Below are 21,872 nucleotides of genomic sequence, written 5' to 3'. Positions count from 1 at the left end.
AGCCCTACACATAATAAAGGCTATCTTAAGAACATGGTTGATAAACGCGGATCCTACACAAAAGATGATTTAATTGCTTCTGGTAAAGGCGAATTATTTGGAGAAAATGGTCCTCCACTGCCATCAGGAAACATGTTGATGATGGATCGCATCGTCAGTATGACTGAAGATGGTGGCACATTTAATAAAGGTTATGTGGAAGCTGAACTGGATATTAATCCAGACCTTTGGTTCTTTGGCTGCCACTTTACAAACGACCCTGTCATGCCTGGCTGTTTAGGCCTTGATGCAATGTGGCAGTTAGTTGGCTTCTATCTTGGCTGGCTTGGTGGTGAAGGAAAAGGACGTGCTTTAGGCGTTGGCGAAGTTAAATTTACAGGCCAAGTCCTCCCTACTGCGAAGAAAGTCACTTACCGCATCAGCTTTAAACGCGTGATCAACCGTAAGCTGATCATGGGGTTAGCAGATGGTGAAGTCTTAGTTGATGGTAAATTAATTTATACTGCAACAGACTTAAAAGTGGGTCTTTTTAAAGACACGAGCGCATTCTAAGCTTTGAAATGCAAACCTCCGCAATGGCGGAGGTTCTTAAATTGATTGATATCTTTAACTTAAAAACCCGAAAATACTCAAATAAACGAGTACAGGCTATTTAACCTAAAAGATTAAAAGAATGTGGGGTTACACTACCGCTATGGTTCGATCCTCCATCGCCTTTCGCCAACCACCTAGCCAATGCGACCGAGCATCTACTGCTTGATATGGGCACAGTTCTTTAGAGCGCCCTGCTAAACCTGCTTGATAACCTCTTGATAAAGCTCTTTCTAAACGGTCTCGCTTCTGTCTTTTCATGCCTTACTTCCCTCATCATTTAAATGGAAAAGAAAACAGCACCTACTATTTTTTAATAGGTACACTATAGAAATAGCGCCCGTTGATAAAAAAATCAAGTAAAGATTTTCATATATTTGTCATAAATAGCATAAATGTGACTTGTATGTGGCAATTAATATAATCTATTGATTTTAATCATAAATAAAAATATCCTTTTATTTATCATCATATTAGAGAACAAAAGAATTTATCATTCACTAATATATAAATTAAAAAGATATCTATATTTAATAAAAATAATAATGCACCTAAAATATATAAACCATATATATTAAAGGTGCATTTAATATAAAATACTTAGGTAATAACTAGTATTTACCTATCTCTTTCGCAATACTCTCAGCCACTTGCTGCCAGCCCATCGATAACGTACGGACCAACTCCGGGTAACCATCTTCATTTTGATCTAATTGCACATCAAAATTACGGCGGATCACGTTATTATTATGAGAGTAAGTCCAAAAGCCTTGAACTAATACTTTACCGTCATACCGCCCATTAAAGGCCGTTAAAGTGATATCGAGCGTATCCGGCGAGTTCTGTAATGGCTGCAAAGAAACTAGTTTTTCAGGTAATGCCGCAGATAATTCTCTCACCATCGACTGCCCAAGCTGTTGTTCTAATGGGCTAGCCCATAAGTGTGTACTCGCATTGGTATAACTGACATCTGTCGTTTGGTAAGTAATACCATTTGACGTCAATACATCCGATAACATGATGCGCTGTAACCATACTTGGCCTTTATCCATCACCTCTGCAGATTGTGTCTGAGGAGTTTTCATTGGCAATTGATAATACTTTTTCTCAGGAGTACTACTACAAGCCGCCAATAATAAAACAAATATCGATAATAAATATCTCATTATTTTTTCACTCCTTTAGGCTCAACATCCTTCGTTGGCTCAGCTTCAAAAACTAATGCGTTACTCTTATTATTTAAAGTACGTAAAAGTGGCTGAACTTCTCTCAATACTTGGTCTAAACGCTGCATGTTATCCACCATTTTATTATAGGCTGGTGAACCAGGTTGGAAACCTTGCATTGCACGGTTCATTTCTTGCAGTGTTTTTTGCAAGTCATGAGGTAAATTTTGGAACTCTTTACTCGCCATCACTTTGTTGAGCTGTGCCAACATGGCATTAGCTTCTTTAACAACTTTCTGCCCTTCTGCCAATGTTTGTGTGGTTTGATTAAGCATTGGTTCAATTGGCATATTGTTAATTTTATCCAACACTGCAATGACTTTTTGTTGAATTTGCGCTAACCCTGCACTGGTTGTCGGGATAATTTTATAGCCAGCAACTACAGTTGGGCCTTTATAAGGCTCTGCATTTTGCACAAAATCCAAATCAACAAATAATGCGCCAGTTAGCAAGTTTCCTGATTTTAATGATGCCCTTAAGCCATCTTTCAAGGCTAAATTTAATTCATTTTTCAAATTAAAATTCTTACCGACATCTTTAGAGAAACGCTCTGGCTCAATGTGAATCAAAACCGGAATTCTAAAGTCATTATCCAGTGATTGGTCTAAACCTTCCGTATAAAAAGGCACTTGTGCAACGGTACCTAAACGAATACCACGGAACTCTACTGGCGCTCCGGGTTGCAGGCCTCGCACTGAGTCTGAGAAAAACAAAACAAAATCTTGATACTGCGTATACAAGGAATTTTGAATACTACTTTGGTTATCAAACAGTTGGAATTCAGTATTTTCCTTCACATTTGCACCTGGAACCCACCCTGTTGGAACATCAAAACTCACACCACCGGTCAGTAATGTGGCTATTGAGCCCATTTCAACGTGAACACCTTGGGATGACATATCAAAAGCAATACCGCTGTCTTTCCAGAAACGTACATTTGAACTAATCAATTTGTCATAAGGCGCATTGATAAATAATTGGTAGCGCATATCACGCTTGTTCATATCAAAGTCACTGGTTTCAACAGAACCAACTCGGTAACCACGGAATAATACTGGGTCACCTGGGTTTAGTTGCCCTGCCTTATCGCTCACCAATACAACACGAATTCCCTTAGCATCTGGTGATGCAAGAGGCGGAGTATCCAATAAGGTGAACTCGAAATGTTCTTTTGCCGCTAACCCCGGTTGAAGCTCAATGTAAGCACCTGAAAGTAATGTGCCAAGACCAGTGACACCATCTCGCCCAATTGTCGGTTTTACAATCCAAAACGCGGAATCGGTACGCAACAATTCCTTCATTTCATTATTCAAGCGCGCTTTTATAATCACTCGACTAAAGTTGTCATCAAGTGTCACGCTTTCCACAACGCCAATATCAACGCTGCGACTTTTAATTTTCGTTTTACCCGCTTCTATTCCTTCAGCATTGTAAGTGATTAATGTCACTTCAGGGCCTTGGTTGCTAAAGTGGTAAAATAAAACCCAAGCACCAAGCAAGAGCGTCACTATTGGGATCACCCATACAGGCGACCAACTTTTTAGCTTGCTAATTTTGGCATTGGCCTGCGGTGTTTCTTTTTCAGTCACCCGATGACTCCTTCTTGTTCAACAGTATTTACTGCATTTTTTCTTTCACAGCGATCCCAAGTTAATCTAGGGTCAAAGGTCATCGCTGCAAACATTGTGAGAATAACAACCACACCAAAGAAAATAATCCCCATAGCAGGGACAATATTCATCAACTGCCCCATTTGAACCAAAGAGGCTAAAATAGTGATAACAAATACATCTATCATTGACCAACGACCAACATATTCCACCAACTCATAAATAAAATGCATACGATGTGGGTCACGATTACCGTACCCCTTGGAATCTAGGCAAAGCCATGCAATTCCTATCATTTTCAATGTAGGCACCATGATACTGGCCACAAAAATCACCATGGCAACAGGGTATGACCCGTCTTCCCACAACAAAATGACTCCGTCAATAATGGTCGAGTTTAATGCGGTTCCCAACGTATTTGTGGTCATCATTGGCAGTACGTTAGCAGGGATATACAACATAATTGATGTCACTAAAAGTGCCAAAGTCCATTGTAAACTTTGGTTTTTCCGTACACTACCATGGGAGTGACAACGTGGGCATTTTGATTGTTCGGCAGGTAAAATCGCCGTACACACAAGACATAAACGTACATCTTGTTTAATACCCGTCTGGCCCACGATTAACGGCTTATCTAATTTCGGAGCCGCTTCAATTCGGTTCCATAGCCAGTGACGATCTAAGCATTGAAAAGCCCTTACTTGCAGCATGCAGTACGCGCAATAAGGTAAAAAGCTTAACCCGATGCCAATATCGCCGTAAGCTATCAATTTAACAAAACTGACTAAGACCCCCGCTAGAAAGATCTCAGCCATACACCACGCTTTCATTTGGAACAGTATACGGGTGATCACCACTTTAATACCTTTAGGAATATGAACTTGCAACCCTAAAAGGATAATGGTGACCATACAAAATGCAGGAATAATCAATGAAAAGAATAGAAAAAATAGTGCCAGACCGCTATAACGCGTGGTTGCTATAATTTCAATGATTTGGAATAGTGAAATTTCATTTTCAATCCCTGCGGCGCCCATCTTAACAAAAGGGAACAAGCAGGCAACAAACAGCATAATTAATGCACTGAATGCATATGCTGCCGGCTGCTTATACGGATATCGCCACTTTGAGACCAATGTGGTTTCGCAGCGTGGACACGTTGCCTTGCTCCCTTGTTCCAACTCAGGAACTGCAACCAACATGTCACACTGAGGACAAAGCACATGTTCATGAGACGCATGGTTGCACAAAGTGTATTTGCTCCTTTAATTAAAACGTAATTAGCCGTTCTTCAGCAATTCAAGCTCTTGCCAACGGTCAAATGCTTGCTCTAGTTCAGCTTCTTTTGCAGCTAGCTGACTCAGCGTTTTTTCTGTTACATCATGTGGTTGATTGAAAAAATCGGCATCACCAACTTGAGTTTGCAATGTTTCAATTTCACTTTCAAGTTGTTCCAATTTTGCTGGCAATTGTTCCAATTCACGTAATAAATTGTAACTGAGCTTATTTGAACGTTTTACCGTTTCTTTCGGTTTCGTCTGTTTATCTTGGGCAGTCACTTTACCCGTTTGTTCTGCTTTCAAACTCACTGTTTGTGCTTTTTGCTGCTGAGCATCGTAATATCCGCCCGCAAAACGCTTAATAACCCCATTACCTTCGAAGATCCAACATTCTGTCACACTGTTATCAACAAACTCTCGGTCATGGCTAACCAATAAAACCGTTCCTTGGTAACCATCAACTAGCTCTTCGAGTAACTCTAAGGTTTCGACATCAAGGTCGTTAGTCGGTTCATCGAGGATCAATAAGTTACTTGGTTTTAGGAATAAACGCGCAAGCAACAAGCGGTTACGCTCACCACCAGAAAGCGCCCTAACAGGAGTCATCGCACGTTTTGGTGGAAACATAAAGTCTTGTAAATAGCCTAAAACATGGCGTGGCTTGCCATTGACCATGACTTCTTGTTTGCCTTCTGCCAAGTTATCCATCACGGTTTTATCTGGGTCCAACGCCGCACGATGCTGGTCGAAATAAGCAACTTCCAACTTAGTCCCACAATGAACTCGTCCGCTATCTGCTTGTAAATCCCCTAGCATTAAGCGCAATAATGTTGTTTTACCACAACCGTTTGGCCCAACTAGCGCGATTTTATCGCCACGTAATACTTGAGCTGAAAAATCTTTTACCAGTACTTTATTATCAATCTGGTAATTCACATTTTCCATTTCGAACACAATTTTGCCAGAACGGGCTGCTTCACCCACTTGCATTTTCGCTGTGCCCATCACTTCACGACGCTCTGAACGCTCTACGCGTAGCGCTTTCAGCGCACGAACACGACCTTCGTTACGAGTACGTCGCGCTTTAATACCTTGGCGGATCCACGTCTCTTCTTGGGCTAATTTACGGTCGAATTCTGCATTTTGCATCTCTTCAACACGCAATGCTTCTTCTTTATTCACCAAGTAGTCATCATAATTACCCGGCCAAGAAGACAGCTGCCCACGGTCTAAATCAATAATACGTGTTGCCATATTACGGATAAACGAACGGTCATGGGAGATAAATACGATGCTGCCTTGGAAATCTTTTAAGAAGTTTTCCAGCCAAAGAATTGTTTCTATATCTAAGTGGTTGGTTGGCTCATCTAAAAATAGTACTCGTGGGTTACTCACTAACGCACGGCCCAAAGCGGCTTTACGAAGCCAACCCCCTGATAGTGAAGACAGTTCTGCATCCGCAGGTAAACCGAGTTTTTTCAGCACATCACTGATACGAGAGTCCAGCAACCATAAATTGCGGTTATCTAACACCTCTTGCAATTCAGCCAATTTATTTAGATTTTTTTCACTCGGGTCGGTTTCGACCTCTTTTGCAACATGGTGATAATCTTTGAGGTACTGAGCCTGTTCTGCAACACCTTCAGCCACAAAATCAAAAATAGTGCCTTCAATATTACGCGGTGGGTCTTGCTGCAAGCGTGCAACAACTAAATCTTGCTCATAAACCAATTGGCCATCATCTAACGGCTGTTCTTTCGTTAACACACGCATTAACGTTGATTTACCCGCACCATTGCGGCCAACCAAACATACACGTTCGTTATCTTCGATATGAATTTCGGTATTATCCAGTAATGGGGCATCACTAAACGAAAGGTATGCACCCGACAAATTAATTAAAGCCATTGATTCTATCCTTACTCTGCGTGGCTAATTAGCCAGCAGTTATGTATTTGGCGGTTACGAGCAAAATCTTCTGACAGTGTTTTCGCTGTGATTTCTTGTGCTTGTAATCCTAATTCTTTAATTGCTTCAAGATCCATTTTGAAACCGCGTTTGTTATTAGAAAACATTACGGTTCCACCACCGCGTAATAACCGCTTTAGGTGGGTAATCAATTGGATATGATCTCGTTGTACGTCAAACGTACCATCCATGCGTTTTGAATTTGAAAATGTTGGGGGATCAATAAAGATCAAATCAAATTGTTCCCGGCTATTCGCCAGCCAACTCAAGCAATCCGCTTGAATTAAACGATGTTGGCGACCTGTTAGCCCATTCGCTTGTAGGTTTTTCTCAGCCCACTCAAGATAAGTGCGTGACATATCTACGGAAGTGGTGCTTTTCGCGCCGCCAAGCCCTGCATGCACAGTGGCAGTGCCGGTGTAACAGAACAAATTTAAGAAATCTGCATCTTTACTCATCTGGCCTAACATTTTACGGGCAATACGATGGTCAAGAAATAACCCTGTATCCAGATAGTCCGTCAAATTCACCAACATTTTCGCATTGTATTCTTGCACTAAAAAGAAATCGTCTTTTTGCGCTAATTTCTCATACTGCTGCTTGCCTTTTTGGCGCTGGCGCGTTTTTAACACTAGCTGATTCGATGTCAGTTCTAGCACATTCATTGTTGCAGTGATCACATCAAATAGGCGTTGACGAGCTTTGCGTTCATCAACAGTTTTCGGTGGCGCGTATTCTTGGATAACCACTTTGTCGCCATAAATATCAACCGCAACATTGTATTCAGGTAAGTCTGCATCATAAACACGGTAACTATCAATGCCTTGTTGTTTTGCCCATTTACTTAATTTCTTGATATTTTTACGTAAACGATTTGCAAAATCAGGTGAAATTTCCGCTATCGTTTCTGATGGCGTAGCCGCTAGCTGGTAGTTTTTCTGGACACAATCTAAAGGACCATTCTTAGCTTTAAATTCACGCTCTGAACGCAGTTGCAAACAGCTGAGTAACTCAGGAGAAGCACTAAAAATCGATAAACGCCAACCAGGGAAGCGTGCCTTCACGATCCGCCCTAACTGGCTATGTAGCGCAATTAAAGCAGGCTCACTTTCTAAACGCTCCCCATAAGGGGGATTGCTAATAATCGTGCCTAACGCATCGGCCTTAACTGGGTTTTCCAATGCAGCGGCATCACCTTGCTTAAAGGTGATTAAATCTTGTAACCCTGCACGGCGCGCGTTCGCACGAGCCATTTCCAGTACGCGCTTATCGATATCAAAACCATAAAAACGCGATGTCGTTTCTTTCAAACCTTGGCGGAAACGCACTTGCGCTTCCGTGGTTAGTTCACGCCAAAGTTCCGCGTTAAATTTCGACCATGCATAAAAGCCCCAATGCGTACGGTGTAACCCGGGGGCTTTATCTGTTGCCATCATTGCAGCTTCAATTAACAAGGTTCCTGAACCGCACATCGGGTCGACCAAGGGGGTTCCTTGCTGCCAACCTGAACGGTTAATAATTGCGGCTGCCAGCGTCTCTTTTAAGGGGGCTTGGCCTGCCAAATCACGGTAGCCACGAATATGTAATGAATCACCACTTAAATCGAATGCTACACTGGCTTTTTCTTTATTAAGGTAGACGTTGATGCGGATATCCGCTTGCTGGCGAGCGACATCAGGACGTTGGTCTAGCTTGCGTACGAAGCTGTCTACGATAGCATCTTTCACTTTCAATGCACCGTATTGGCTGTTGCGAATTTCTTCGTTAGTCCCTGTAAAATGAACAACAAAGGTATCATTGACGGAGAAAATCTCACTCCAGTCGATTGCTTGTACACCGAGGTACAAATCTAAGTCACTGTAGACGTCAAAATCATTCAGTGGCAATAAAATACGCGATGCCAGCCGACTCCACAGTAGGCTTTGGTACATCACACGTTCGTCGGCCTGAAAATAGACACCCCCTTGGGCCACTTTGCATTGGCTAGCGCCAAGCGATTCTAATTCCGTTTTCAGTAGTTCTTCAAGGCCGCGAGCTGTGCTGGCAAACAGAGAATTCATAGTATTTATTACCAATTTGGATGAAAAATTGTTGCGCATTATAGCTAATCTTATGCAGTTGTCATAAAGTTGCTACGCACAATTATAAGGATTAAAAAATGATAACGCTTTCGCGCCTTTACACACACCCAGTTAAATCTATGCGAGGAGTTCGTTTATCCCACGCCTTCGCTGATATTAGCGGTTTGACTTTTGATCGTAATTTTATGGTAACCACGCTGGAAGGTAAATTTATTACGGCGAGAAAATATCCACAAATGTTACTTTTTACACCGGTAATGCTCAATAATGGTCTTCACTTGCGAGCACCAAATGGCGAAAGTGCGACGGTATTGTATCAGGACTTTGATGAGAAGCAGAGCCCTACTGAAGTTTGGGGCAATCATTTTCATGCACTTATTGCACCTGAAGCGATAAATAGCTGGTTAAGTACCTTTTTTGACGAACCGGTACAACTACGCTGGCTAAGCCCGCAGCTTTCTCGTCGCGTCAAAGAACACCAAGATGTGCCGATGTCTTTTGCTGACGGCTACCCTTTCTTACTGATCAACGAAGCTTCTGTCCAAGAACTGCAACGCCGTTGCCCTGCCAGTATTAAATTAGAACAGTTTCGTGGCAACTTAATTATTACAGGCGCCAAGCCTTTTGAAGAAGATACATGGAAAACCATTCAAATTGGTGATGTCATCTTTACATTAGATAGGCCATGTAGCCGATGCATTTTAACTACCGTTAGCCCAGAGAAAGGGATCAAACATCCCCACAGTGAGCCACTTGCGACATTACAAACCTTCCGTTCAGATGAAACAGGGGATGTCGATTTTGGCCAAAATGTGATTATTAAAAATACCGGTGTTATTCGTGTCGGCGATACTCTGACGGTATTAGAAACTAAACCAGCAAAACAGTATTTAGTTCAAGAGCGGGAAAGTGACCTAGCAGCTAATAGTTTAAATACTCAAGCCAATAAGGTCAGTTTAGTTTTTGAAGAAACAGAATATACCGGTGATAACCAAAATGTGATCCTGGAGCAATTAGAATCCAATGGTTTAACTATCCCTTATTCATGTCGAGCTGGCATCTGTGGTCGCTGTAAAATTAAACTTATTTCAGGGGAAGTCACCCCGTTAAAACAAAGCGCCATTAAAGAAAACGGTTATATACTCGCCTGTAGTTGTATCCCGAAAACATCCGTTAAATTAGCGTTTAATTAAGCGTTGATTTTGCTTTTTAACACCATCAAGGTTTCAATTCTACGATGGTGTTAAACGCTCAAAACTAGATTAATTAGCAAAAAAACTTTTTGTTTCACTATTCTTTTTTGATCTCTAGCGATCATTTAAATAGCATTACCGTATAATTGACGTTTCACTTTAGATGAATACTCAAGCATGCGATCGTTCATGATCTTAATTGGATCGCAAAATCGTAAAGTTCGATCGGGTAATTCTAAAATTGGTTCCGCTAATAAACATAAACTCGCAGAAGGGCCAGCCTCAGCAATAATAAATGTGGAATAATGGTTCGTATTTTCTAAACACACTTGAATTATTTGCCCCTGCTTAGGCTCATTAATATAGTGAAATGAAGAAAAGTACCAACTCTTTGGCATCTGTGGCTTTAAAAAACGAAAAGCAACTAAACTATTTAAGACTAATTCAGCTCTTTCTTCTTGAGTAATATTTAGCCTTTTAGCCTGCTCATCAAATAAATAATATTCACCTGCATCTTCGATACTAAAAGGCATCTCATTACGAGCAAAAACCGTTAGCATCTTAGCAGGAAAACATGAACGAAATATCATGCCGTTGGCGAGATCTAACATCACCCTATTATGGTCATGATCAAAATACCAACGCCAATGATCATCAGGTTTAATATTCATAAACGATCCTTTAGCGATTTACCGGTAAATAAAGTAGAAATGATCTCTATAATGATCCTTTCTAAATTTACTCTAAGGCTATTTTTATATGCTAAAAATTGGATCTGCTAAATAAGAAGATGCGTTAGAAATAACTGGATAATATTGTTATCTAAATAGCAAATCTACTGAAAATTGAGTTCAACTTGATACAAAAATAGCCACTATTAGCAATATAGTTTAAAAGGGGGAATAAATAAACCCCCTTGATACGTAAATTTACAATTTATTACTAGATATGATTAACAATATCTTTAATTAATTTTGGCCCATGATAAATAAAACCAGAATAAATTTGAATTAAAGAGGCACCCGCTTCCATTTTTTCACGCGCCGCGGTAAGGGAATCAATTCCACCTACTCCAATTATTGGCAGCTTTCCATTTAACTCACGTGAAATAATCTCAATAACTTGTGTACTTTTTAATTGTACAGGACGGCCACTTAACCCACCAGCCTCATTACAATGATTTATCCCTTGAACCAAAGAACGATCTAGCGTGGTATTCGTTGCAATAACGCCATCAATATTATGCCTAACTAGGCTATCTGAAACTTGGATAAGTTCCTCTTCAGATAAATCAGGCGCAACCTTTACAGCGACAGGTACATATTTTTGGTGCTGTAATTGTAATTCCAGTTGTTTTGCTTTTATACTACTTAATAAATCATCTAGTGCTTCGCCATATTGTAATGTACGCAAGCCTGGCGTATTTGGTGAGGAAATATTAATAGCAATATAACCTGCATGAGCATAGACCTTATCCATGCAAATTAAATAGTCATCTTTACCTTGTTCAACAGGTGTATCTTTATTTTTACCAATATTGATACCAATGACCCCGCCGTAATTCGATTTTTTAACATTCTCGACAAGGTTATCGACACCTTTATTATTAAAACCCATCCGGTTAATTAAACCTTCTGCTTCTACAAGTCGAAATAACCGCGGTTTGTCATTACCAGACTGTGGACGAGGAGTTACCGTACCAATTTCTATAAACCCAAAACCCATTGCACCAAATGCATCAATACATTCACCATCTTTATCTAAACCCGCGGCGAGCCCTAGTGGGTTTTTAAAGGAAAGCCCCATGCATTGAACGGGTTTAGTGGCAACAGATTGGCGAATAAGACATTGGAAAGGGGAATGGTTCAAACGTTGAAGCTGGCGAAAAGTCAATTCATGAGCTTTTTCAGGATCGAGCTGGAACAGTGCCTTGCGGGCAAGATGATATAACATATCCAATAACCTATTTTTACTAGTGCGTTTCAATAAAATAGACATTATGTCGCGCGCCAAAACCCTCGCCAAAGACTGATTGCCGAGTTTTCACTGTGCGAACTATTTTTCGTCGGATAAAACGCGCTATAGATTACCCTATCTCACCGCGCTTTTACCATGAAAAAATCAATAAAAATTCATTTGCCTGGTTTTTTGGGGGAAAACAACCACTTTATGACAGTTATCTCTCATTTAATATTCCATTATTGTCATAAACAAATAAGCCGCTAAATTAAATTTTAGCGGCTTATTAAAACCAATAATTGGTTAGCTATATATAAATCAGCTTTCTAACGCTTTGGTAATTTTTTCAAATAGATCACCAGAAAGGTTATCGAGCGCTTTTAATTGCTCAAGCACTTTGCGCATCTGTGCTTGGCGCTGTTCATCATAACGTTTTAAACGGATCAACGGCTCGATCAGCCTCGAAGCCACTTGCGGGTTACGTGTATTCAGATCGACTAAAATTTCATACAGGAATTGGTAACCACTGCTATCTTTCGCATGGAAATTAACGGGATTCCCTGCTGTAAAAGCACCGACAAGTGAGCGAACACGGTTAGGGTTACTCATGCTAAATGAGCGGTGATTCAATAATGCACGTACATTGGCAAGCGCTTCTTTTGCAGGGTTTGCCCCTTGCAATGTAAACCACTTATCCATGACTAACCCGTCATGGTGCCAACGCTCATCAAAGTCTGCCATTAACTGTTCTTTACAAGCTAACTGTGATTCATTAGCGGCTGTCAATGCGGCCAATGAATCAGTCATATTATCGGCAGATTGGTATTGTTCCAGCACTAATTTATTCGCCAGTTCGCTATCATCACCCGCCGCTAAGTATTGCAGGCAAATATTACGCAATGAACGTTTAGCAATATCTTGGTGATCAACACGATAGCCATCAATATTAATGGAGCGATAAACGGTGAGAAGCTCATCATGCATTTCTACTGCTAAATGATGATGGATAAAATTCACCACTTCGTGGATCGCTACCGGGTCAATAACCGTAAATAATTCTGCAAGTTCATTTTCGGAAGGCAACGTTAAGATCAAGGCGACTAACGCAGGGTCAATCGAATCACTTAATAATACACCGCGAAAAGCATCAACCACAGGCTCAGGTAAAACTAAAGTCTCGCCATTTTGATAGTGAGCCACGTTAATTTTTACATAATTATTAATGAGTTGCTGAGCAGCATCCCAACGAGCAAATTCATTGCTTGCATGCTGCATCAAGAAAGCTAATTGCTCATCTGTGTAGTTGTAATCTAATTTTACAGGGGCTGAAAACTCACGCAATAAGGAGGGAACTGGGCGACTTGTCACCTCATCAAAAACAAACGTTTGAGTTTCTTGCGTAATGTTTAGCACTGAATTTACCACACTACCATCACGTTTTAGCGTAATAATTCCACCTTGCTCATCATAGAGCTCAATATCCAATGGGATATGTAATGGCAGCTTTTCAGCTTGATCCGCTGTAGCTGGCGTCATTTGGCTAACATGTAGCATATATTGCTGTTTTTCTGGTGAATATTCATCACGCACAGTTAAAACTGGCGTCCCTGATTGGCTATACCAACGACGAAATAGTGATAAATCAACATTTGACGCATCTTCCATCGCCTGCACAAAATCGTCACAGGTTGCCGCACTGCCATCATGGCGATGAACATAAAGTTGTATTCCCGCTTGGAACATTTCCTCACCGAGCAGCGTATGGATCATGCGAATGACTTCAGACCCTTTTTCATACACTGTTAAAGTATAGAAATTGTTCATTTCAATGACTTTGTCAGGGCGGATCGGGTGCGCCATTGGGCTTGCATCTTCAGCAAACTGGGCTGAACGCATCACTTTAACATTGTTGATACGGTTAACAGAGCGAGAGCCTAAATCAGAGCTAAATTCTTGATCGCGGAAAACAGTTAACCCTTCTTTTAAGCTCAATTGGAACCAGTCACGGCAAGTGATACGGTTACCAGTCCAGTTATGGAAGTATTCGTGACCAATCACAGATTCGATATTCAGATAGTCTTTATCCGTCGCTGTCTCACTTTTAGCTAAAACATATTTAGAGTTAAAGACATTCAAACCTTTATTTTCCATGGCTCCCATGTTGAAGAAATCAACGGCAACAATCATATAGATATCAAGGTCATACTCTAAACCAAAGCGTTCTTCATCCCATTTCATGGCATTTTTAAGGGACTGCATTGCCCATGGTGCACGGTCTAAATTACCTTTATCAACAAAAAGTTCTAACGCAACTTCACGGCCACTACGAGTCACAAAGGTGTCTTTTAAAACATCAAAATCGCCTGCGACTAAGGCAAATAAATAACTTGGTTTTGGGAATGGGTCCTCCCATTTCACCCAATGGCGGCCGTCTTCTAACTCACCTTCTGCGATACGGTTACCATTTGATAATAAATAAGGATAACGTGATTTATCCGCTGTAATTGTGGTGGTATAGCGAGCCAACACATCTGGTCGGTCTTGGTAATAGGTAATATGGCGAAAACCTTCCGCTTCACATTGTGTGCATAACGCCTCACCTGAAACATATAGCCCTTCTAACGCTGTATTTTTTTCAGGGCTAATTTCATTCACAATCCGCAGTGTAAAAGATTCAGGTAATGATTCAATAATCAATTTACCTTCAGATTCTTTATAGTTTTTCCACGCTTTGCCATCGACTTCAATACTGACTAGTGATAAATCTTCACCATTGAGTTCAAGTGTTGATGACTGAGAGTTAAGGCGTTTTACCTTGCTTATTGCGGTAACGACTGTCTTCACTGGGTCAAGATTAAAATCGAGGTCAATTTCTGTAATTGTGTAATCAGGTGCTTGATAATCCTGACGATATTTCGCTTGTCTTAGCTGGGTCATAAGTAACCTTTTAATTCGTTATTTTCAATATCGTACTGCTTTATTACTTATACAATACTATAAGCCACAATAATGTGAATGGATTTGAGAAACATTTTCATCAAAAAATGTTATCTATTTTTATGGCAATGTTAGCTTTGTATGTCACACCCTGCTTAACTTTGTTAAAAATTCGTTTGTTTGTTGGTGCTATAGTACTATTAAATATTTTATAGCGTGTTAGTATCTTTTCGTGATTAATGCTTTTTGTCTATTTCTATGGAACATAATACGAATAAAACGTATTTATTTGATTTTATAGTAATACAAAAAAGCAATGCGCGAATTTAGGTTGCCGTGCTCCTTGAAACCAAGAGGTAGAATAACACTTCTATCTTTTGCTAAAGTGGGTATACTTTTGCAACTTTAACGATTTAGCTAACGACTATTGCTGCTTTTATCTCATTGTGACTTTTTGAAAAATCAAACAGGTTTCAAGGGAAACAAGAGTAAAAATGAATAGCATTAGTGGTAAAGATAAGCTCCGCGAGGATGTCTGCGTGCCATGAATTTAGACGCTACACCAATTATTACATCACTGCTTGATACCGATGCTTACAAGCTTCATATGCAGCAGGCCGTTTTCCACCGTTACCACCAGGTACCGGTTGTCGCTGAGTTCCGCTGTCGTAGCAGTGAGATCTTAGGTGCTTACGCCAATGAAATCAGGCAACAAATTCAGTTGATGGCTAACTTATCACTTTCTGATAATGAACTGAATTTTCTCCGCCGCTTACCTTTCTTCCAAGAAGACTATCTTACGTGGTTAAAATCATTCCGCTTTAACCCTGAACAAGTCGTTGTCAGTACCACCGACGAAGGCCAATTGGCTATTCGCATTAGTGGGCCTTGGCGTGAAGTGATCATGTGGGAGGTACCACTCCTTGCATTGGTCAGTGAAATCATCCAAAAAGATAGGCACCCAAACATTCATCCTGATGATGCAGTTCAGCAACTTAAAAAGCTGTTAAATGTTTTTTATCAACAAGCTGATGAGCACCAACTTGATTTGTCTAACTTTAAGCTAATGGACTTCGGGACACGCCGCCGTTTCTCCTACGATGTGCAATCCGCCATTGTTTCAATGCTTAAACAAGAGTTTCCTTATCTTGTGGGGACGAGCAATTACAAACTTGCTCACGAGTTAGACCTAGCCCCTGTTGGCACACAAGCCCATGAGTGGTTCCAAGCCCACCAGCAAATCAGCCCTGAATTGGCAAATAGCCAACGCGAGGCATTGCAGAGCTGGCTAGATGAATACCCTAATCACTTAGGTGTCGCATTAACTGACTGTATCACCATGGATGCCTTTTTGCGTGATTTTGATGCTAACTTTGCTAACCGCTACCAAGGGTTGCGTCATGATTCAGGGGACCCGATCGAATGGGGCGAAAAAGCCATTGCTCATTACCAAAAATTGGGTATCGACCCTATGAGCAAAACACTGGTGTTCTCTGACAGCTTAGACTTACAAAAAGCACTTGAATTATATCGTTATTTCCACCAACGAATTAACCTTGTTTTTGGTATCGGCACTCGTCTAACCTGCAATATTCCCAATGTTACGCCGCTAAATATTGTGATCAAATTGGTAGAGTGCAATGGTAAGCCTGTCGCTAAGCTCTCAGATAGCCCAGGAAAAACCATTTGTGAAGATGATGAGTTCGTCAATCAACTCAGAAAAGCGTTCGACCTCCCTAAAATGGAAAAAGCCAGCTAATTAAGTCTCTTTTCCCTAGCTCTGAGTAAGAATTTGCACTTTTCTTGCCCAGAGCTTCAAAACCCCTTTTTCTTTTATTCACTTACTATTACTATAGCTTTTAAGCTCAATAACCACGCTTCGCTTCAACAGAAATGTTTTATCGCGATTTTTTACTTGTTTCCTAATAAATGGCAAGTAACATAGAGCTTTGGCCCCTGAAAAATGGGATTTCGTTAATATCCCTACTTTAACTATTTTAATCGCCATAAACCGATGACATTTTTTGAATAATATTCATAGATATAAGCGGTCGAATGGATTTAAAACAATTTGAATTACATCCTAAATAATTCGAGTTGTAGGAAGGCGGCAAACAAAGTGAGCCCTAGGAGCATACATAAGTATGTGACTAGGGTCGGTTTGTGAAGTCAACGCATCTACGGCTCGAAGTATGACGGATTGAGATAGTCGAAGTAGATATCGTTAAATATGAAGAGAGTGAATTATATGATAGTAGCGCCTGTAGTCGACGTACTGCAAGGCCGAGTGGCGGTAGGCACAGAAGTCACCGTTCAAGGCTGGGTACGTACAAGGAGAGATTCAAATGCTGGTTTTTCTTTCCTCGCCGTTTATGACGGTTCTTGCTTTAATCCGTTACAGGCTATCATTAATAATAATTTACCGAATTATAATGACGAAGTCCTGCACCTAACAACGGGTTGTTCTGTTGAAGTTACGGGTACCGTAAAAGAATCCCCAGGGCAAGGTCAATCATTTGAACTTGAAGCCACTGCTGTAAAAGTTGTTGGTTGGGTTGAAGACCCTGACACCTACCCAATGGCAGCGAAGCGTCATAGTGTTGAGTTTTTACGTGAAGCCGCACACTTGCGCCCACGTACTAACTTAATTGGTGCCGTTGCACGTGTGCGTCACACTTTAGCGCAAGCTATCCACCGTTTCTTTGATGAGCAAGGCTACTTCTGGGTTTCAACTCCAGTGATCACTGCCTCAGACACCGAAGGCGCGGGGGAAATGTTCCGTGTTTCTACATTGGATTACAATAACCTGCCACGTGATGACAAAGGTGAAGTCGATTTCCGCGAAGATTTCTTTGGTCGCGAAGCTTTCTTAACCGTTTCAGGCCAACTGAACGGTGAAGCCTATGCAACAGCAATTAGCAAAGTTTACACTTTCGGCCCAACCTTCCGTGCTGAAAACTCAAATACTAGCCGTCACTTAGCTGAATTCTGGATGGTCGAACCTGAAGTGGCATTTGCTTCTTTAGATGATGTCGCAGGCCTTGCAGAAAAAATGCTGAAATTCGCCTTCAAAGCCGCTCTTGAAGAACGCCGTGATGACTTAGAATTCTTTGCACAACGTGTTGATAAAGACGTTATCAACCGCTTAGAAAGCTTTGTTAACTCAGACTTTGCACAAGTTGATTACACGGATGCCATTAAAATCCTAGAAACTTGTGGTCAAAAATTCGAAAACCCAGTTTATTGGGGTGTCGATATGTCGTCTGAGCACGAGCGTTACCTTGCTGAGCAACACTTTAAAGCCCCTGTGGTTGTGAAAAACTACCCGAAAGACATCAAAGCTTTCTATATGCGCCTCAATGAAGATGGAAAAACTGTTGCTGCGATGGATGTATTAGCACCGGGTATTGGCGAAATCATCGGTGGCTCACAGCGTGAAGAACGTCTTGATATGTTAGATGCCCGTCTTGAAGAAATGGGTATGAATAAAGAAGATTACTGGTGGTATCGTGATCTGCGCCGTTATGGCACCGTTCCTCACTCAGGTTTCGGCCTTGGTTTTGAGCGTTTAGTGGCTTATGTCACTGGTGTCGGTAACGTACGTGAAGTGATTCCATTCCCACGTACCCCAAGAAATGCAGCGTTCTAATAACTGCTTTTCTATGTTAACACCTTAATATACGGGCCAACTAATGTTGGCCCGTTACTTTTCAGTCCTAATATACTTTCACTATACAACTATCTCATCTTGTTACATCAAATTACAGCCACATGATAACCAGGTCACAATTTTTACGTTATCACCTTATTATTCTCCGTAAACAGCCAGCAATCTGCTACCGCTAAGAATAATCTGCTTTTTAATCTCACTATTCTCTTTTTACTGGTGATAAATAACCGCTTTGCATTCGCTAAACTGCTCAAAAAAAACTCAATTTGTCTTTTGAAAAAGTTCCCTAATTTTTGTAATATTTTTTAAACTGGTACGATGAGTGGTTGTTTATTGAGCTATTTTTTACATTTTGAAACATCTAGTTACCATTTGTTTCAGAATCTTTGATTTTGTAGCACTTTGAGGGTAGATAATTTTATTTAGCAATGGAACACTGGTCGCCGACATAGACGACACTAATCTCTCACAAATAGTTCCAATTATTTTTTGCGAATTATTTTTGGCAGTGGCAGGTGTCCGAATAACACCAATGAGGGTAATAATAATGATGAAACGCAATATTCTTGCAATGGTTATCCCAGCTCTGTTAGCTGCTGGTGCAGCAAACGCAGCTGAAGTATACAACAAAGACGGCAACAAATTAGACGTTTACGGTAAAGTTGACGTTCGTCACTACTTTGCTTCTGCAGATAAAAAATTCGCTGATGGCACAGCTAAGCCAAGCCAAGACGGTGATGATTCACGTGTTCGTTTAGGTCTGAAAGGTGACACTCAAATCACTGATCAACTGACTGGTTTCGGTCGTTTCGAGTGGGAAACTAAGACTAACAAAACTGAAACTAACAACGAAAACAAAAACCGTTTAGCATACGCAGGTCTGAAATTCGCTGATTTCGGTTCAATCGACTACGGCCGTAACTACGGTGTTAACTATGATGTGAACGCATGGACCGACGTTATGCCTTTATGGGGCGGCGACACTATGGATCAGTCAGACACATTCATGACTAGCCGTAACCGTAACCTGTTAACTTACCGTAACAACAACGCGTTTGGTTATGTTGATGGCCTAAGCTTTGCCCTGCAATACCAAGGTAAAAACGGCGATAACAACAAATCAGGCGGTAAAAACGCTTGGGAAAATAACGGTGACGGCTACGGTTTAGCGGCTGCTTATGACTTAGGTTGGGGCGTAACACTGGGTGGTAGCTATGCTAACTCATCTCGTACTCCATCACAAAAACTCTCTGATGCTGGTGGAAACAAAGCTCAAGTATGGAACGTTGGTGGTAAATTCGACGCTAACAATGTTTACTTAGCAGCGATGTACGGTCAAGCACTGAACACTACTCACTTCGGTAATGACGATACTATCGCTAACAAAACTGAAAACGTTGAGTTAGTTGCACAGTACCTGTTCGACTTCGGTCTGAAACCATCTTTAGGTTATAACCAATCTAAAGCTAAAAACGTAAACGGTGAGAACGGCGATATCGTTAAATATATCTCTGTTGGTTCTTACTACTACTTCAACAAAAACATGTCTGCAGTTGTTGATTACAAAATCAACCTGTTAAAAGACAACGACTTCAGCAAAGAATACGGTCTGATGACTGACAACGTTCTGGGCTTAGGTTTAGTTTACCAATTCTAATTATCAGTTAACTGATAAGTTAGAAAACGGTAACATGTTTTTGTAAGCAGCGCTTCGGCGCTGCTTTTTTATTTCGCTCTCCCCTCCTCAAACTGCGCCCCTAAAAACACCTAAATTATCGGTAAGACAGACTGATTCACCGTCTTTATAGATATTTATGGTTAGATTACATGCAATTCCTACCTAGTTCACAAGATCTCGCCGATTTTTGGTAAAACGGTTGGCAAAAAGCCTTTATCACGTTACCCTGAGAACTCGACTCGTTCGACTAAACCCGTTTTCAGCTACACCCGCGAGTTTCGTATGGTATGGGCAGATTACAAGCAAGGATAGCCAACCGCATTCTCACTTATGCCTTCATACCTTAGGAACTGTGTGGGTACCACTACAGAGCTTTGGAATCGACAACATGTTTGAAAAAATTACTTCTGCCCCTGCTGACCCAATCTTAGGTCTTGCTGATAGTTTCCGTGCTGATCCCCGCGATAATAAAATCAACTTAGGTATTGGCGTCTATAAAGACGAATCAGGGAAAACCCCTGTGCTTGATACCGTTAAAAAAGCAGAAAAATTCCTGCTGGATAACGAAAACACCAAAAACTATCTTGCGATTAGCGGAATGCCAGAGTTCGGCCGTGTAACACAAGAACTGTTATTCGGTGCACAACATGAAATTGTCACCTCAAAACGTGCACGTACAGCGCAAGCACCCGGCGGTACTGGTGCCCTGCGTATCGCAGCTGATTTTATTGCGAAGCAAACTAATGCAAAACGCGTTTGGATCAGCAACCCAACTTGGCCTAATCACAAAAATATTTTTGAAGCGGCTGGCTTAGAAGTGCTGACCTACAATTACTATGATGCAGCCAACCACGGTATGGATTTCGACGGTATGCTTAACAGCCTGTCATCCGCTGTTGCTGGCGATGTAATTGTTCTACACGGTTGCTGCCATAACCCAACGGGTATTGACCCAACTTCTGAGCAATGGACAAAGCTGGCGGCATTATGTGCGGAAAAAGGTTTATTGCCGGTTTTTGACTTTGCTTACCAAGGTTTCGCAAAAGGCTTAGATGAAGATGCCGAAGGCCTGCGTATTTTCACCAAAAACAACCCTGAAATGATTGTTGCGAGCTCGTTCTCTAAAAACTTCGGTTTATACAATGAGCGTGTTGGTGCTTGTACCATCATAGCCAAAGACAGCGATAACGCCGAGCGTGCATTTAGCCAAGCGAAAGCGGTTATTCGCGCAAACTACTCAAACCCACCAGCGCACGGTGCTGCAGTGGTAACAACCATCCTTTCTGATGACGTATTAAAAGCTGAGTGGATCCAAGAGTTAACCGCAATGCGTGAGCGTATTAAACGCATGCGCCAACTGTTAGTGAAAACATTGGAAGAAAAAGGCGCTAAACAGGACTTTAGCTTCATTATCAACCAAAACGGTATGTTCTCCTTCAGTGGCCTAACAAAAGAGCAGGTAGAGCGTCTACGTAGCGAATTTGGTATCTATGCCGTAAGCTCTGGCCGTATTAACGTGGCAGGCTTAACATTAGAGAACATGGTTCCATTATGTGATGCCATCGTTAAAGTGCTGTAATCATTCAAATGTGTTAACGCTTAACCTTTGAAAATAATAAAACAGCACCTTTAATATCATGCCAGTCAGTCCCATTACTGACTGGCTATTTTTATAAATA

General features: G+C 41.1%; 15 protein-coding genes. 6 read left to right on the top strand and 9 right to left on the bottom strand.

What is annotated here, in order from left to right; all coding sequences use genetic code 11:
• Window positions 1-33 precede the first annotated feature (33 nt).
• A complete protein-coding gene (gene fabA, locus SJ312_RS01040; RefSeq protein ID WP_004256129.1) occupies window positions 34-552 on the top strand; it encodes a bifunctional 3-hydroxydecanoyl-ACP dehydratase/trans-2-decenoyl-ACP isomerase in 519 nt (172 codons plus the stop codon).
• 129 nt (window positions 553-681) lie between these two features.
• On the opposite strand, the gene rmf is transcribed toward fabA, so the two are convergent.
• The 6 genes from rmf to rlmKL all read right to left on the bottom strand — a co-directional run bounded on the left by rmf (window position 682) and on the right by rlmKL (window position 8,735).
• The gene (gene rmf / locus SJ312_RS01035; RefSeq protein ID WP_004256131.1) at window positions 682-852 is read right to left on the bottom strand and encodes a ribosome modulation factor; all 171 of its coding nucleotides are present in this window, start codon (window positions 850-852) and stop codon (window positions 682-684) included.
• A 350-nt stretch (window positions 853-1,202) separates the two neighbouring features.
• Window positions 1,203-1,757, bottom strand: coding sequence for a membrane integrity-associated transporter subunit PqiC (gene pqiC, locus SJ312_RS01030; RefSeq protein WP_096864217.1), 555 nt, complete (start codon window positions 1,755-1,757; stop codon window positions 1,203-1,205).
• Entirely contained in the window at window positions 1,757-3,406 is a 1,650-nt protein-coding gene (gene pqiB / locus SJ312_RS01025; RefSeq protein WP_110591467.1) for an intermembrane transport protein PqiB, read from the bottom strand. Before pqiB ends, pqiC begins: the two co-directional genes overlap by 1 nt.
• Window positions 3,403-4,677, bottom strand: a complete 1,275-nt coding sequence (pqiA, locus tag SJ312_RS01020; protein ID WP_071585858.1) for a membrane integrity-associated transporter subunit PqiA — start codon at window positions 4,675-4,677, stop codon at window positions 3,403-3,405. Before pqiA ends, pqiB begins: the two co-directional genes overlap by 4 nt.
• A 30-nt stretch (window positions 4,678-4,707) precedes the next feature.
• Window positions 4,708-6,615: an ABC transporter ATP-binding protein gene (locus SJ312_RS01015; protein ID WP_004256139.1), complete on the bottom strand. Its 1,908-nt coding sequence runs from the start codon at window positions 6,613-6,615 to the stop codon at window positions 4,708-4,710.
• 11 nt (window positions 6,616-6,626) lie between these two features.
• A complete protein-coding gene (gene rlmKL, locus SJ312_RS01010; protein WP_319866724.1) occupies window positions 6,627-8,735 on the bottom strand; it encodes a bifunctional 23S rRNA (guanine(2069)-N(7))-methyltransferase RlmK/23S rRNA (guanine(2445)-N(2))-methyltransferase RlmL in 2,109 nt (702 codons plus the stop codon).
• Between the two features lie 98 nt (window positions 8,736-8,833).
• Here rlmKL and SJ312_RS01005 point away from each other — a divergent pair, with 98 nt between their 5' ends.
• Window positions 8,834-9,949 carry a YcbX family protein gene (locus SJ312_RS01005; protein ID WP_110591464.1) on the top strand — a complete coding sequence of 372 codons (1,116 nt, stop codon included), beginning with the start codon at window positions 8,834-8,836 and terminating at the stop codon, window positions 9,947-9,949.
• A gap of 125 nt (window positions 9,950-10,074) precedes the next feature.
• Here the strand turns inward: SJ312_RS01005 and SJ312_RS01000 are convergent, their stop codons facing one another.
• The 3 genes from SJ312_RS01000 to pepN all read right to left on the bottom strand — a co-directional run bounded on the left by SJ312_RS01000 (window position 10,075) and on the right by pepN (window position 14,845).
• Window positions 10,075-10,620, bottom strand: a complete 546-nt coding sequence (locus tag SJ312_RS01000; RefSeq protein ID WP_004256145.1) for a cell division protein ZapC — start codon at window positions 10,618-10,620, stop codon at window positions 10,075-10,077.
• Window positions 10,621-10,891: 271 nt separating this feature from the next.
• On the bottom strand, window positions 10,892-11,902 hold the full coding sequence (gene pyrD / locus SJ312_RS00995; RefSeq protein ID WP_319866929.1) for a quinone-dependent dihydroorotate dehydrogenase: 1,011 nt from the start codon (window positions 11,900-11,902) through the stop codon (window positions 10,892-10,894).
• 324 nt (window positions 11,903-12,226) lie between these two features.
• Window positions 12,227-14,845, bottom strand: a complete 2,619-nt coding sequence (gene pepN, locus SJ312_RS00990) for an aminopeptidase N (protein ID WP_319866722.1) — start codon at window positions 14,843-14,845, stop codon at window positions 12,227-12,229.
• 544 nt (window positions 14,846-15,389) lie between these two features.
• Here pepN and pncB point away from each other — a divergent pair.
• The 4 genes from pncB (at window position 15,390) to SJ312_RS00970 (ending at window position 21,772) form a co-directional block, all read left to right on the top strand.
• Complete coding sequence (pncB, locus tag SJ312_RS00985; protein WP_272672083.1) at window positions 15,390-16,604, top strand: nicotinate phosphoribosyltransferase; 1,215 nt, start codon at window positions 15,390-15,392, stop codon at window positions 16,602-16,604.
• Between the two features lie 489 nt (window positions 16,605-17,093).
• A complete protein-coding gene (gene asnS, locus SJ312_RS00980; protein WP_319866721.1) occupies window positions 17,094-18,494 on the top strand; it encodes an asparagine--tRNA ligase in 1,401 nt (466 codons plus the stop codon).
• 568 nt (window positions 18,495-19,062) lie between these two features.
• Window positions 19,063-20,172, top strand: coding sequence for a porin (locus tag SJ312_RS00975; protein WP_319866720.1), 1,110 nt, complete (start codon window positions 19,063-19,065; stop codon window positions 20,170-20,172).
• A 409-nt stretch (window positions 20,173-20,581) separates the two neighbouring features.
• Entirely contained in the window at window positions 20,582-21,772 is a 1,191-nt protein-coding gene (locus SJ312_RS00970) for an amino acid aminotransferase (RefSeq protein WP_110591460.1), read from the top strand.
• Window positions 21,773-21,872: the final 100 nt, after the last annotated feature.

The sequence above is a fragment of the Providencia sp. CIM-Carb-044 genome, from assembly GCF_033901115.1.
Lineage (GTDB): Bacteria > Pseudomonadota > Gammaproteobacteria > Enterobacterales > Enterobacteriaceae > Providencia > Providencia hangzhouensis.
This window is presented reverse-complemented; position numbering and strand designations above follow the sequence as displayed.